Origin of the sequence: Rahnella sp. AN3-3W3, assembly GCF_003263545.1 — a bacterium.
GTDB classification, from domain to species: domain Bacteria; phylum Pseudomonadota; class Gammaproteobacteria; order Enterobacterales; family Enterobacteriaceae; genus Rahnella; species Rahnella variigena.
On the sequence record NZ_JYDG01000001.1, the window covers coordinates 148,176 to 162,603 of the forward strand.

The 14,428-nt window shown below is 51.2% G+C and carries 11 protein-coding genes; 3 read left to right on the top strand and 8 right to left on the bottom strand.

What is annotated here, in order from left to right; all coding sequences use genetic code 11:
* Nucleotides 1–22 precede the first annotated feature (22 nt).
* The 7 genes from otsA to UC15_RS00730 form a co-directional block, all read right to left on the bottom strand.
* Nucleotides 23–1,417 carry an alpha,alpha-trehalose-phosphate synthase gene (gene otsA, locus UC15_RS00695; protein WP_112286652.1) on the bottom strand — a complete coding sequence of 465 codons (1,395 nt, stop codon included), beginning with the start codon at nucleotides 1,415–1,417 and terminating at the stop codon, nucleotides 23–25.
* Nucleotides 1,414–2,223, bottom strand: coding sequence for a trehalose-phosphatase (otsB, locus tag UC15_RS00700; protein ID WP_232829786.1), 810 nt, complete (start codon nucleotides 2,221–2,223; stop codon nucleotides 1,414–1,416). The genes otsA and otsB overlap by 4 nt, the downstream gene beginning before the upstream one ends.
* A gap of 299 nt (nucleotides 2,224–2,522) precedes the next feature.
* Nucleotides 2,523–4,184 (bottom strand): Na/Pi cotransporter family protein, encoded by a 1,662-nt coding sequence (locus UC15_RS00705; RefSeq protein WP_112286703.1) that lies wholly within the window; start codon nucleotides 4,182–4,184, stop codon nucleotides 2,523–2,525.
* A 971-nt stretch (nucleotides 4,185–5,155) separates the two neighbouring features.
* Nucleotides 5,156–5,836, bottom strand: coding sequence for an oligogalacturonate-specific porin KdgM family protein (locus UC15_RS00715; protein ID WP_112286655.1), 681 nt, complete (start codon nucleotides 5,834–5,836; stop codon nucleotides 5,156–5,158).
* Between the two features lie 73 nt (nucleotides 5,837–5,909).
* Nucleotides 5,910–8,078, bottom strand: a complete 2,169-nt coding sequence (locus UC15_RS00720) for a right-handed parallel beta-helix repeat-containing protein (protein ID WP_112286656.1) — start codon at nucleotides 8,076–8,078, stop codon at nucleotides 5,910–5,912.
* 87 nt (nucleotides 8,079–8,165) lie between these two features.
* Nucleotides 8,166–9,731 carry an MFS transporter gene (locus tag UC15_RS00725; protein ID WP_112286657.1) on the bottom strand — a complete coding sequence of 522 codons (1,566 nt, stop codon included), beginning with the start codon at nucleotides 9,729–9,731 and terminating at the stop codon, nucleotides 8,166–8,168.
* A gap of 413 nt (nucleotides 9,732–10,144) precedes the next feature.
* Entirely contained in the window at nucleotides 10,145–11,140 is a 996-nt protein-coding gene (locus UC15_RS00730; RefSeq protein WP_112286658.1) for a VirK/YbjX family protein, read from the bottom strand.
* 300 nt (nucleotides 11,141–11,440) lie between these two features.
* Here UC15_RS00730 and UC15_RS00735 point away from each other — a divergent pair, with 300 nt between their 5' ends.
* The 3 genes from UC15_RS00735 to UC15_RS00750 all read left to right on the top strand — a co-directional run bounded on the left by UC15_RS00735 (nucleotide 11,441) and on the right by UC15_RS00750 (nucleotide 13,063).
* Nucleotides 11,441–11,932, top strand: coding sequence for a type VI secretion system tube protein TssD (locus tag UC15_RS00735; RefSeq protein ID WP_112286659.1), 492 nt, complete (start codon nucleotides 11,441–11,443; stop codon nucleotides 11,930–11,932).
* Between the two features lie 14 nt (nucleotides 11,933–11,946).
* Nucleotides 11,947–12,471 carry a DUF2778 domain-containing protein gene (locus UC15_RS00740; protein WP_112286660.1) on the top strand — a complete coding sequence of 175 codons (525 nt, stop codon included), beginning with the start codon at nucleotides 11,947–11,949 and terminating at the stop codon, nucleotides 12,469–12,471.
* A gap of 280 nt (nucleotides 12,472–12,751) precedes the next feature.
* Nucleotides 12,752–13,063 carry a hypothetical protein gene (locus UC15_RS00750; RefSeq protein WP_112286662.1) on the top strand — a complete coding sequence of 104 codons (312 nt, stop codon included), beginning with the start codon at nucleotides 12,752–12,754 and terminating at the stop codon, nucleotides 13,061–13,063.
* Between the two features lie 66 nt (nucleotides 13,064–13,129).
* On the opposite strand, the gene UC15_RS00755 is transcribed toward UC15_RS00750, so the two are convergent.
* Nucleotides 13,130–14,212, bottom strand: a complete 1,083-nt coding sequence (locus tag UC15_RS00755; RefSeq protein ID WP_112286663.1) for an oxidoreductase — start codon at nucleotides 14,210–14,212, stop codon at nucleotides 13,130–13,132.
* Between the last annotated feature and the right edge of the window lie 216 nt (nucleotides 14,213–14,428).

Here is a 14,428-nt window from a genome sequence, read left to right on the forward strand (position 1 = left end):
TGAGAACGATTGCAACAGCGTTTTATTTGCCGCCGTGCAATGTCAGATTGTTCAGATCTCGCAAATAGGTGTCACCCCAGTTTGCGATATCATTTTTAGTCAGCACGGCCATCATGTCGTTATATCGCGCCTGACGTTCGGCCAGCGGCATGGTCAGGGCTTTATCCAGCGCCGACGCCACGTCATCACGGTCATAAGGATTGACAATCAGCGCCGAGGTGAGTTCATTCGCCGCGCCGGCAAATTGCGAAAGCACCAGTACGCCGGGGTCAGCCGGATCCTGCGCCGCGACATACTCTTTCGCCACCAGATTCATGCCGTCACGCAGCGGCGTCACCAGCCCGACGTCGGTCAGACGGAACAATTTCATCAGCAGACTGCGCTGAAAATGCTGGTTGAGATAGAACAGCGGCGTCTGATTCATGCTGCCGTATTTACCGTTGATGCGTCCGACTTCGGTTTCCAGCTGATGACGCAGTTCCTGATAGGCCTGCACATCGCCACGCGACGTCGGCGCAATCTGGGTATAACGCACTTTGCCGCGATGCTGCGGGAATTTTTCCAGCAACGCTTCAAAGGCCAGAAAACGCTCCGGCAGCCCTTTGGTGTAATCGAGGCGCTCGCAGGAAATAATATTCTGCGCTTCACGCAGTTCACGTTCAATGGCGGCCATTTTTGGCGGCAGCGGCCCTTCCGCCATCTCTTTAATACTTTCTGGCGCAATACTGATCGGATACACGCCGGTGGCAAAAGTATTACCGAAAGCCTGATGGGTGCCGGAACCGGTTTGTTCCAGCGCGGTAAGCTGGCTCAGATTATCGAGAAACGCCTGACGATCGCTTTCGGTCTGGAAACCGAGCAGGTCGTATTCGCTCATCATTTTGATCAGCTCATCATGCGTCGGCACTGCATTGAAAATCTCCGGCGTCGGGAACGGAATATGCAGGAAGAAACCGATGCGATTTTTCACGCCCAGCTTGCGTAATGCGGCAGCAAACGGCAGCAGGTGGTAGTCGTGGATCCACAGAATGTCGTCTTCTTTAATCAGCGGCTGCAATCTTCTTGCCAGCAGGTCGTTAACGCGGCAGTAGCCGTCCCAGGCTTCACGCTGGAAATCGACTAAGTCAATGCGGTAATGAAGCGCGGGCCAGAGGACGGCATTGGAGAACTGGCAGTAATAAAGGTCGTAATCGTTCTGATCCAGCGGAACAGAAGCGTACGTGATGCCGTCATCTTCAACCAGACTCAGCTCATCTTCGTCATCTTCGCCGGAAATTTCGCTGATTTCGCCATTCCAGCCAAACCACAGACCTGAGGTGTTTTTCAGTGCGTCAAGGATCCCAACGGCCAGCCCGCCTGCGGACTTCGACCCGTCAGGAATAGCGATACGGTTAGATACAACAACCAGGCGGCTCATGAGTGTGACTCCTTTGTATGTGTGTTTGTATGAGTAGTAGATGAAGATAATGCGGCGTGACGTTGTAACGTATCCAGCCATTGATAAACATCGCGAACGTGTTTAACACGGTATTTCGCCAGACTGGAACCTTCGCCGACTTTTACGGAAATTCCGTTCAGCGCGTTGACGACTTCAAACCCTTTCTCATCGGTCAGATCGTCGCCGACAAATACCGGCAGGCGTCCGGCAAACGGCGGTTGTTGCATAAAATCATAAATCGCCGCGCCTTTGTCTTTGCCGCGGGGCTTAATTTCAATTACGCACTTCCCCGGCTGAAGAACCAGCTCCGGGTGTTTTGCTACCACAGATTCTGCCAGTTCGAGCACGTGCTGCTGATGAAGCATGGCCTGACGGTAATGCAGTGCGAAGGCCATCCCTTTCACTTCCAGTAAGGTGCCTGGCAGCTTTTCCATACCGGCAGCGAGCGTCTGTTCAACGTCTTTCGCCATCTGCGCCGGTAACGTCACGCGGTGAAACTGCCCTTCGCCGTCACGCATTTCTGCACCGTGAACACCGGCTGCTGGCAGAATTAACGGTGCAACCAGCTGGTCCAGTTGTTCAACCGGACGGCCTGAAATCAGCGCCAGTGCGCCGGAGGACGCGGTAAACAACGCCTGTAAATGCTGACGGACATCGGACGGAATGGACACGGCATCGGGCTCATCGCGGATTTCGGCGAGGGTGCCATCGACATCGAAAAAGAAGGCGTATTGTTGACTGTCCGGGTGCGGAAGTAGCGGTGTTTCGGTGGTATTTTCCTGAATTTCTGAGGTCAAGGTCATTCTCCTGCTGATAAGTTACGAAACAACGCGTCAATGCGCTGAAAACCCTCGGGCGTATTCTTATTTTGTAATAGTTGTATCTGATACCTTGTTCGCGATTAACTATTAACCGCTGAGCTATTTCACTCTGAACTATTTCACCACAAGCTATTTCGCGATGAACAATTTCGAATTAACAAATATAGTCTCTTATCAGCGCACCGCCGGGATAATCAGATTTATCCACAAGCCCGCCGGTGCAGGGTATTCTCAGAAAATCCCGATAAAGGTGACAATGTCACTCATGCGTTTGCCCGGCTTTCATCAGTTACGATTTCGTCATCGCTCAGACGGTCAATCACCGGATAGGCGACGGCGGCAATGTGATGATGCACACGCCGGTAATCACGCAGCACGCGCTGGAAAATATCACCGGATTCCGCCCAGGCATTTTTATCGTCACGCAGCTTTCTGAAGTGCTCGCGGCTGGCTGTCGCCTCTATCTGACGTACCACCTCTTTACGCGCCACCAGCTGATGCGCTGCCGCCAGATCTTCGCCAAGAAATGCGGTGATGGCCAGACGCAGACTCACCAGGATTTCCGCGTGCAGCAGGCCCATATTGTGCAGCTCGAATGCGCTGAACTGCTCGCCACGGCGTCCGCGACGGGTTGCCAGCTGCGTCAGGCTGCTGGAAAGAATGTCGCCTGCGTGCTCGATATTAATGACAAACATCAGGATTTCCTGCGCCCGGTCGGCATCTGAATCGCTCAGCCCTTCCTGCCCAATATCCGCCAGATAGGCGCGGATCGCCGCACTCAGCCCGTCGAGTGACTGATCGGCCTGCCTGATTTCGCCTGCTTTCAGCGGATCCGGAGCGGCAAACAGCGCACGCAGGCGGTCGAGCATAACGTTCAGCATGTCCGCAACCCGCAGTGATTCGCGCACGGAATTGGACAACCCGATGTAGGCGATATCCAGCCCCGTTTCGTCGAGATACATCGGCATACCTGGATCCGCCGGACGCGGTTCTTCCGGGAAAAACCGCTCCAGTGCGCGCGCCAGCGGACCGGTCAGCCCGATAAAAATAATGGCCAGAACGGCGCTGAACGCGGTATGAAACATCACCACCAGCTGCGGCGTGGGCAGTTCGAAAGCGGCGGCCAGTTTGCCGAGCAGCGGCATCAGCGCCAGAGCCACCACGCATCCCGCACCGCGCACCAGCAAATTACCAGCTGGCAGACGGCGAGCCACGGCAGAACCCGCGTTCAGTAATGGTGGCAGCGCCCCGCCGATATTGGCACCCAGAACCAGCACCATCGCGGTAACCGGTGTCATCACGCCAGTGGCAGCAAGCGAGGCAATCAGCAAAATCACCGCCACGCTGGAGTGACAAACCAGCGTGAGAATAATGGCAACCATCAGCGCAATCAGCGTGTCGCCTTCCAGCCCCTGCATCACCGCATGAAATACCGGCGTGGTTTCGATATGTCCCAGCGTGGCGCTGAGCATCCCGAGCGCCAGCAGCATCTGGCCGAGGCCTATCAGCGCGCAGCCCGCACTTTCGAAACCGGAATGGTCACGAAGTTTAAACACCACAAATCCGCTCAGTATCAGCAAGGGAACGGCAATTTCGGTGTTGAAACTCATCAGCTGAACCACCAGCGTCGACCCGACATTCGCGCCGAGCATAACCGCCAGCGCCGGTGCCAGGCTCAGCGTTCCGGCGGCGGTAAATGAAGTCGCCATCAGGCTGACCGCGGTGCTGCTTTGCAACAGGCCGGTAATCCCGACGCCAGCAAGCAGCGCCATCCAGCGGTTAGTGAGATGCCGCCCCATCCAGTGACGCAGCGGCGTACCAAATCCGCGTTGCAGCGCGGTTGAAATCATATGAGAACCCCACAGCAGCAGCGCGATGGCGCCTGCCAGATGGACAAGCAGTGTGGTTCCGGATTGAGTCGTCATAATCATTGTCATTCCCCTTTTTCAGGGTTGTTTTTGTGGTGTGAAAACCGTTACGAAAAGCAAGGTCACGATAAAAACCGGTACAGTCATGGTGATGCTCCTGTCACCGGATAACGCGCAGATGAAACCGCAGTCTGTTATTTTCAGACAGCAGAAACCCTTCACCTTATTTCAGTGATCGGTATTTAATTATTTTCGTGCAGAATTCCCGCCGTTTATTTCCCTTTAATTAAAAAGTTTATAAACAGAGTGAAATCGATTATGTGTCTTTTATTGATGCATAACTGACGCTGGAATTTTATTAAAGAAATAATAAAACGACCAAAGCCGTCAGACATGTGTCAAGACGATGTTCAGCGCAGCGAAATGCTGACGTTGAATCAGTGAAAGGAAATCCGACTATGTGGATCTTCGCTGTCAGAAACGATACAGCGTTGTTCCAGCTGACCGGTGACAGGACTGACCCGCCACGTGGTAACGCGGTGATTAATCTTGTTGATTTTAGAGGAAAAAATAGATGTTGCGTCTTTCTTGCGGGAAGCCAACATCCTGTCACGGGACGGGCGGACACGCAAAGTGGATGTCATTGTTTTGCCATCAGAAAAAAGGGTAGATTTGAACTTCATAACACACCTCGGGACCGTGACATTCAGGTTGAGGCAGGATTACACGAGAGCATCAGGCTCTGGCGAGGTACACCCAAACGATGAAATGATCACAATCGATTTTATGTTTACTGTTCCGGCACGCTATATCAGCGTCATCCGGCAAGCTACTGGTTACAGTGTCCATTAGTCTCTTATGTAAAGTTAATAAAGGCCGCTACTTGCGGCTCGTGCAATTTACCCATGCGCTATATTATTGTCAACCCGAAAACATTGCTTGATATGTTTCGTTTATATTTCAGTGAAGAAATAGCCGGACAGCATTCGCTGACCGGCTGGCAGATGTCTCACCCGAATGTGATAACATCAGAAATTATATTGGATCCCTAACCTGAAACGCGTTTGTCTTTCGTCAGTGGTTTTCCGCACAGACACATTGCCGATTTGCGCATAAGGCGTCCATTGTTTATTAATATTGTAAGCGACTTTCAGATCCTGCTCATAATCCCATTTATCATTGTCGTAAAGGATTTGATCGCTGTGTTTATAAATATAATTATATTCAAAGCGCCAGTCGGAAATCCGATAACCTAACCAGATTTCACCACGATTAGTTTTACGGTCTTCGGTATTCTCTTTGGTATAACGGGTATATTCATAACGATAACGGGCATTAAAATAGATCCCGTTGTCGAATGTATAGCCTGCGGTTAAAAAAGGTTTATAGATGCTGCTGTCAGAACTGGACTCCAGCGTGAAGCCAGGCTGGATAAACACTTTAGGGGTGATCTTATACTGATAGCTTATGGTGCTTTCAGTGCCGTTATCCACCAGATTATTAAAGGGTTTGTTCGGGTTGTCACCGCCGGACTTCCATTTGGCTTCCAGCGAGAAACCAAACCCGTTAGCGAAACGGTGTGACACCATCGCGCGGTCTTTATGTTGTTTACTGTCATCCAGCCATTCATGGCGAAGATCAATCGTCACGGCATGACTGCTGGCGCTGGCCAGCAGTAAGCCGGAGAGTATCAGTCTGCAATTTTTCATTAGTTCTAGATCCCAGAGATATTGAGTAATATTATTTATTTAAAATGGGTATTGCTTTTTAACTGCGCTGCATTCACTTTTTCTTGAGAAAGTCAGCGTAATTAAATCCGCCGTCTGAAAGACGGGTTATCGGATCCGGCAGCCGCAAAGAAATAAAATCTCCGGGCTGAATTTCTTTATTTTGTTTATTCATCGTTTTGTGGCCGGTATAAAAATAATTGCTGTCGTCCACATTGCCGGTCACGGCATCGTCATATTTACCCGGCGAGGTGCGCAAGGAAAGATTGCCTTTGAAGGTGCCCTGCTTGTCCGCCGTGGTGTAAGGCGACGGGCGGAACAAGAAGTTGAAACGCTTGTTGTCCAGCGAGCGGTTGTTTTCGACAATCAGCGCACCGGGGTTGAAGTTATCGGTGAAACCGTCCATGCCGTTTTCGACCGCCACGCTGTCACGGATGATGTGTGCGACAGGCAATCCTTCACCGCCCAGTTTAAAACCGTTACTGCCGTTGTGAACCGACAGACTGTTTTCAATCGTCACGCTGCCGTTCGGGCCGTCCTCAATTTTGTTGAACAGGTCAAAGCCGTCGTCAACATTGTCATGCGAATAGCAGTTCACCAGCCGGTTACCCTCTCCGACGCGCATTTTGACCGCGAAACCGTCAGCATTTTTGCGTCCCGGATCCTGATTTCCCCAGGATTCTGAATTGCTGATCAGGTTATGGCTGGCCCACAGCGCACGGCCAATGCCGTCCGGTGAGGCGACCCAGATGCCGGTATCATCGGCGTGATGGGCTTTCACGCGGTCAATATGATTGTAGCTGCCGGCAATGTGGAAGCTTTTCTGCGTGACGGTAATGTCCCGTATATTCCAGAAGCTCGCATCGAGCTTCAGCCCGTTAAACACCACGTTGTCGCCCTGCGCTCGCAGCGTTTTGCGATTCTGTACCGTGCCGCTGGCCGTTGCCGGTATCACGCCAGCCGGATATTCCCCCTCTGCCAGCCACAAGGTGCCGCCCGGCGCTAACAGATTAACGGCACTGGCGAAATCAAGCGGATGTTGCGCGGAACCGTCGTTACCGGCCTCGCCCTGCGGGGACACGTGCAATTCATCAGGGTTGCTGACCAGTGCCATTTTCAGCGGAAATTCCAGCATGACCGGTGTGCCGTTTTCCGGCGTAAAAATTATCTGTAACGGCGTGACAGGCTGCTGTGCGTGGAATGGCGCTGTCATCACTTCGCCGCCGCGAACGGCGGTCTGGCGCAGTAAAGGTTTGCCATCCTGATCAATCTGCAACTGACCGTCACCGTTGGTACGCCACTGGATCACGCTTTCACGCCGGGTGATCAGTGGCGATGACATGACTTCGATACGCGCATTAAGTGACGGCGTCACGTAAGGTGCGGAAGGTTGGGTATGCGCTTCATCCAGCGTCAGTTTGGCGTGACTGACGGTGATGCTGGCATTGCGGGAAGCAAAGAATCCGACGTAATAGCCGGTTTTATCCAGCTGCGTCACACGGTCAGCGCCTGCAACGGACTGGCTGATCCACTGGTCGCTGCCCTGCGGCGCGTAAGCGACATCAAAACTGTTATCCGTGCGGGTCAGGCGTAATGAGAAATGCGCAGGTGTGGTCAGCGGGTGATAACTCTCACGCACGATGCTGATCCCGGTATTTCCCCACGGTTGCTGCACGCCCTGACGGGCAATCAGCGCCAGAACCGGCGGTTTATCGCCGGTAGCCATTACGCTGTTCATCACCATATTTGATGCGGCCGGTAATTCTTCAATGCCGGGTTTGGTCACGGGTTCACGAGGCGTACCCAGAATATCGCGCACCAGTAATCCTGCCCCTTCCTGCCCTGCCGGTTTTGCGCCGTTTTCCGGCCCGAACTGGTTGAGGGTGAAATCGGCCTCAAGACGGAAATTCACGTCAGCCGGTAATTTCGTATAGAAGTAGGTTAATCCATCATGACTGTTACCGACCTTACCGCCGCGGCTTTCCAGCGTAAACGGCGTGCTGAGCAAAGTGCCTGTGGCAGGCACCGGTTTACCGTCAGCGAGCCGGGTTTCGTTCATGCCGATTTTTTGTGGCAAAACGTTGGTGGCAAAATTGACGTCAGTAGACTGACCAAACGTGATGCTGCGCCAGACCAGTTTACTGGCGTCAGGCAATGCAGCGGCGCTGCTTTGTGCGCACATCCCGAGGGACAGCGCGGCAATAACAAATTTTGATGCCCGCATAATCGTTCTTATCCTAAAAACGTGAGGGGTCGCTGGCCGGTTTCCCGGCCAGTCGGTGAAGTAAGAAATGCAGAGTTAAATCAGGGTTTACGGTTTTTGCGTGGCGCTGACCATCGGTTTGGCCGCGTCCAGTTCAACGGCGGGAGTGTCGAAGATTTTGCGGCAGACTTTGCTGTTGCCCCAGCATTCTTCATACGGATAGCCGATCAGTTCTTCCATCACTGCGCGAACTTCCGGCTGAACGTCGGTGATCGCCCCGCCGGCTTTGATACGCGCCACTTCCCCCAGAACCACTAAGTGTGTTTTGCGGTTAAGTTTCATCTGGTGGCTGAATACCATCGCCATCAGTGCCAGTGCTATCACGCCGATGCAGAACACCAGCGCAATCGCCGTTACCGCACTTTCAGGCTGCGTATGGGATTTAGACTGGAAGCCGTAGAAGCTTAAAATCGCGCCCATCACGAAGACGATCACCGAGCGCATCAGCTTGCCGGAGAAAGTCATCGCACCGGCGTAAATCCCTTCACGGCGGCGGCCGGTAAAGGCTTCATCAATATCAGCCAGGAAGGTGTAAACGGTCCACGGAATGTAATACACGCCACCGGTGCCGATCCCAAACACCACGGTGATCGTCAGCATCGCCACGGTCGCGTACTGTTGCGGCAGATGCAGTAAGTGCAGCAGGCTGTAGCATACAACCGAGAATACAACGATGCCGAGCGCCAGAATGTAAGGCTTGCTGAAGCCGTGCTTCACGCAAATTCCGATGAAAATGGCGGTGGAGAACAACTGCAGAATGGAGTTCAGACTGCTCAGCCCGGCCACCATCGTCGGATCATATTGCAGCACAAAGATGATGAAATACGTGAACACCGAGGCGAACAGCCATTCCGCGCCGAAGCCGCACAAATACATGCCCAGATGCTTGCGGAACACGCGCAGGTGAAACGTGGATTTCATGTCCCGCACCAGCGTCAGCATGGTTTTGCCCAGCGTCATTTTCTTCTCATCCACCGGCGTGGTTTCTTCCACCGGACGTTCCCAGGAAGATAAATATAAGAGGCCGATGGCGATAAACAGAATGACGCCGTAAGTCAGTGCGGTGAAGAAGAACGGCTCAGCGGAATCTTTGCCGTAAATCAGGATGAACTGACCCGGAATAAAGGCCGCCAGGAAGTTCGCCACTTTGCCGAAAATCGCTTTGTAGCCGGTCAGTTTAGAGCGGGCTGAGAAATCAGTGGTCATTTCGGTGGCCAGTGTTTCGTAAGGCACCATCACCGAAGTGTAAATCAGTTCGAACAGCACATAGGTGGAAAGGTAATACCAGAAACCGAAGCCTTCGACCCATAACAACGGGTAGAACATCATCAGCGGTACGCCGAGCAGAATAAAGAAACGACGACGCCCGAAGCGTTTGCCAAGGCGCGTTTTGCCAAAGTTATCAGAAAGATAACCCATCAGCGGATTACTGATAGCATCAATGATACTGGCGACAGAGAAGATTGCTGAAGCTTGCAACAACGTCAGGCCGCAAAACGTGGTGTAGAAGTACAGCAACCAGATACCGGCGATTGCCAGCGCCCCGCTGCCGAGTAAGTTCCCGCCGCCATAGGCCAGCTGGTGTCTGAAAAGAATTGGTTTTTCTGCGTTCATAGTCGTCCCGCCCGGAGAGTGATTATAAAACTGAACCGCTGTTTCGATTTTATGGATATGGCGTTTTATATAGGCGAGGCGAATGAATAGATGTGAATTAGTTCACATTTGACACAGGAGTGTACGAATGAGCGGTCAGTTTTGAGATACGTGTAACAATATCATTCATAATTAATACACAATTTGCGCGACTATTGGGAATGAATTGGTTTTAATTCGAATGATTAGATAACTATGACTTATGAAACCGTGGCTTAAGCAAAGTGCAGATAAGAATTTCTAAAGGGAATTTTCCGTGAAGGTCGTGCATCTGACGGGCGTTACCGGGGCTATGGCATGCAAAATCAGGCAGAAAGGCCATTCCCTGGCCCTGTTGCCTGCTACAGCGAGTCATAATTCTGAGGACGTTGCTGTCAGCTTTTCAGCAGCGACGCGGTGCTTTCATGCAGTTCATCGAGCAGCGTGTAACGTTTGCGGTATTCGGAACGTTTCTTACTGGCAATCTCTTCCATCGGTTTGCGCGGCAATTCCAGCGGGACGTCATACAGTGCCGGGGAATACGGCGTCGCGCTGATGGAATCCCAGAATTCGTTATAACTGGCGACAAACACATTTTTCTTGCGGTGACGGTAGCGCAGGCTGCGGAAAACGTGGCCGGTATCGCTTACGGCCAGAATGCGCTGAACGCCGGTCTCCGCCGCGACGCGTTGCAGGCTTTCAAGCAGCAGGCGTTTTGGGAAAAGCCCGTAACAGGATTTCGTCGCCTGTTTAATGACTTCATGTGGCGTCGAGCGGTGTGCGCCCTGGAATCCCCCGACGATCATCGTCGGCCCTTCCGGGCGCTGCACAATGCTGAAGGTCAGCGCCGCCAGCAAGGTGTCTTCCATATACAGGAACATATTGGCTTCGCCTTCGCGCTCGGATTTACCGATGGAACCCAGAACCACGCGAAAAGCTTCCCCATCTTTACCGGTGAACTGCGTAACCGTATTCCCCTTTTCGCTGAGGAAAGTGTTACGCATCTGCACGTTTTCGAGATTTTTGACGAACTCGTAGTGATCCACCAGCGCATCAGCACGACCGGCAGAAGGCAGGCCAAGATGCAGATAAGGTTTGTGAATTTTGCTCGGCAGTTTGGTCTGAATACTGAATGCTTCCTGCCAGACGGGTTCACTGGCCATTTTGTTCAGCACTTTCAGAGTATCGAGCGGGTGCAGCAAGGTACGCACGGCGTATTTCACACGGAACATCCGGTCGCGCCACAGATTATCAGGCACGCACGCGCCGCTCAGCAGATCCATAAACAAGCTGAATCCGCTGCTTTTCTTGATTGTTTCTTCAACGCCGATTTGTCCGGAGGAAAATGCGCCGTTGAGGGATTCGGTTTCGTTAAGGGATGAGTGTTCCATGATCGGTTTCCGCTGCCTGAAATAATCACGGTATCACCCGATTTTTAAACATCTTTACAACGTAGAATTAAAGAGAACGCAATGCAGGTGGGAAAATGACGAGCGTTTAGTTGCCGTTTACATATTCCTGACATTAACCTCTTTCTGCCTCCTGATTGTGCGAAGCGTCGGAGAGTACATAAGGCTTTCCGTGGATAGATACTAAATGTCTGAAAATTGTCTTTTTTACAGGAACTGCTAATTGTCAGACCTCTTGCACAGGCATAACGTATACCCCTCAATACATAAAGGGATTTGATTATGTCCGTACCAGCTTATTTATGGTTATACGATTCAAACGGTGTATTAATCCAGGGAGGTTCTGAGATTTTAGGTCGTGAAGGCGCGATTGAAATACAGAGTTTCACACACGGTCTTTCCGTTCCTTTCGATGGGAATACCGGGCGGTTAATGTCTACTCGTGTCCATCAAACGATGGGGCTTGTCAAAGAGTTTGATAAATCTACGCCTTATCTTTACCGCGCAGTAGCTACCAGCGAGAAGCTACAAAAAGCAGTCGTTAAATGGTATCGGATTAACGCGGCCGGAATGGAAGATGAATATTTAAATATGACAATGGAAGGTGTTCGTCTTCTTAATATCAATCCGCATATGCATAATTTTAAACATGCTGAGGGACAGGCCAGCATTCCTACCGAGTCCATTGGTCTCGGGTATCATAAAATCACCTGGTTGTACCTCGATGGACATATCAGTTTTACCGATGAATGGAATTCCAGCTTGTACGCATAACAGGGAACACAGGGATGATTTCGTGCAAAGTGGATTTCAATCGTCTTTATGAAGGCGGAAAAATCGCAAAACTTTATTGTGCTGGTGTGGGGGTCTTTCCTGTATTTTCAGGACTTGGTTCACTGCTCAACAGGCAGGGATGTTCAGATTTAAAAAATGGAGCTATTCCGCCAGGAAGGTACTGGATTGTTGATCGCCCTACCGGCGGTTTAAATTCGTGGATAGTGAAAATGAGAAAGGAGTGGAAATCGGGTAACGATTACGATTCATGGTTTGCTCTTTATAGACAGGATTCTCTCGTAGATGATTGGACATTTATAGGAACGAGGGAACGCGGGAATTTTCGTCTTCATCCTCTCAGACCCGATGGTACTGGGGTTTCTGATGGTTGTATCACCTTTTATAACCATACGGATTTTAACGTTTTGCGGGATTATTTGCTTCGCGCTCATACGATGATTATTCCTGTCTTAGACCAAAAAGCGTATGGAGAAATTGAAGTTCTGGGAGATATCAATGCACCATGCCTGCATTTCTAGCGCGTTGAAAATTGTTTGGCGGTTGGTGCTGTTCATTGTCATTACATGGCTTTTGATACCTTTAAACGAGTCAGTCACACACTATATTTACCTGATAACTGATCCGGTTGTGGAGTTTTATCATTCTTTTTTAGGATTTGATGCAGGTGACCGCGGGGATATGGAAGAACTTACGTTTCTAATATTTTCGGTGACTACTACATCAATTATTGCTACGTGTTTTATAGCCGTCATTGAAGCATCTTTTAGAAAACTAATGCGGATGTTACGGGGGATATGAATGCGCCATGCCTTATTCTGTAAGATAGCGGTGCGGCTGGCGCTTTTTATTTTTATAGATTACTACCTGTTGTCGCCCTTTCCCGGCTGGCTGATTGATTATGAATACATCAAATCGATAGCCATCGCGGATTATTTTGATCAACTGATGAAGCCAGATTACGGAGAGCCGCCGTGGCCTGGATTGCAGGATGATATTTTTGCCGTGCTCCTGTCTGTTACTGGATTGATCTCTACCCTGTTAATAATGGTTATTATTGAAGCAATAGTGAAAGCAGTTCAGAGGAGTATTAAACGTAAAAAGTTAAATTAAACCCGGTCAATGCCGGGTTATTTATTTATGAATACAAAAACATGAATAGAATAAATTAGCGCATGACTATTTATTCTCTACAAATTCAAATGCCAGCCGCAGCTGTTCCGCATTCGGATTTCCAGGCAACAGATGAATGGATTCCCCGGCCTGTAATGTGCGTTCAATCAGGCGCGACATCTGCCGTTCATCGTGAATATCCACCTGCAATTGCGCCAGACTGACCGGCAAATCCAGCACTTTGTACAGTGCGGTTAACTGCTGCACCACTTGCGGCTGATTGAGCAACGCGCTTTGCACCAGAATGCCATACGCCACTTTCGTGCCGTGCAGAAACGCATCGGTTTGCGGCAATGCGGTCAGGCCGTTGTGTACGGAATGCGCCGCCGCGATACGCGTATAACGGTCGCCCAGTCCGCCGACTAATCCTCCGCCCGCGATAATCGCGTCCAGTACATTGAGGAACGACTGCGTCAGCTGATTATCATCCTGCGCCTGCAACGCCGCTTCGCTTTCATTGAGCAACACATCCCGAATGGTCAGCGCAGTATTCAGGCCGAGCTGAACGGTTAAGGGCAGTTTTTCCGGCTGCGGGCTGAGCACCACGGCTTCGTACCATTTCGCCAGCGTATCGCCGATACCGGCCAGCAGATATTCCTTGGGCGCACGCAGAATAATGCGTGGCTCGACCAAAACCAGATGGTTAGCGTCGTTAAAGATTTCATAACGCAACGCCTGCCCTTCATCGTTGTACCAGACAGACAGTGGCGTCCAGGCGGCACAGGTCGCGGCAATGGTCGGGATAGCGACAACCGGCAATCCCAGACGTCGCGCCACGACTTTCGCAGTATCCAGCACTGCACCGCCGCCAATACCGATCACTACCTGACGGTCATTCCCGCCAATATCCGCAATACGCTGCACTTCGGTTTCGCTGCAATGCGCTTTAAACAGAACCCGCCTGGCCTGCGAAGCGGTAAAGGCTTCCGGCAGGAAATCCTGTGCTGCCACTAAGGCACGCTCGCCGTAAATCCACAGCGCGTTATCCAGTTGCGCCGGTGTGTAGAAGTCGCTCAGCCGTTCGATAGCGCCGGGGAACGAAAAATAGTTGGCGGGGCCGGTGACCACGCGGATATCTGTCTCACTCATGGGGAAATCCTTAATTTAGAAGCTGTTATAATCCTACGCCCGGACATCCGGATGGCTAATAATCTTTTGCATTAACTTATGCCTTTTCGTTCGTTGCCATTCATTCGCGGGTCATCAAAACTCGGGCAATCAATTCATTAACTCAATATAAGAGCCTGTACAAGGCCTGTCATGAATTGTCCTCCCGTTAAAATGATGATTAACCACACAGGGTAA

What these genes read in the sequence shown, in the direction of transcription:
- otsA (WP_112286652.1), bottom strand. Translation starts at nt 1,417, where the DNA reads ATGAGCCGCCTGGTTGTTGTATCTAACCGTATCGCTATTCCTGACGGG.
- UC15_RS00740 (WP_112286660.1), top strand. Translation starts at nt 11,947, where the DNA reads ATGATTTCGTGCAAAGTGGATTTCAATCGTCTTTATGAAGGCGGAAAA.
- UC15_RS00755 (WP_112286663.1), bottom strand. Translation starts at nt 14,212, where the DNA reads ATGAGTGAGACAGATATCCGCGTGGTCACCGGCCCCGCCAACTATTTT.
- UC15_RS00735 (WP_112286659.1), top strand. Translation starts at nt 11,441, where the DNA reads ATGTCCGTACCAGCTTATTTATGGTTATACGATTCAAACGGTGTATTA.
- UC15_RS00720 (WP_112286656.1), bottom strand. Translation starts at nt 8,078, where the DNA reads ATGCGGGCATCAAAATTTGTTATTGCCGCGCTGTCCCTCGGGATGTGC.
- UC15_RS00715 (WP_112286655.1), bottom strand. Translation starts at nt 5,836, where the DNA reads ATGAAAAATTGCAGACTGATACTCTCCGGCTTACTGCTGGCCAGCGCC.
- UC15_RS00725 (WP_112286657.1), bottom strand. Translation starts at nt 9,731, where the DNA reads ATGAACGCAGAAAAACCAATTCTTTTCAGACACCAGCTGGCCTATGGC.
- UC15_RS00730 (WP_112286658.1), bottom strand. Translation starts at nt 11,140, where the DNA reads ATGGAACACTCATCCCTTAACGAAACCGAATCCCTCAACGGCGCATTT.
- UC15_RS00705 (WP_112286703.1), bottom strand. Translation starts at nt 4,184, where the DNA reads ATGACGACTCAATCCGGAACCACACTGCTTGTCCATCTGGCAGGCGCC.
- UC15_RS00750 (WP_112286662.1), top strand. Translation starts at nt 12,752, where the DNA reads ATGCGCCATGCCTTATTCTGTAAGATAGCGGTGCGGCTGGCGCTTTTT.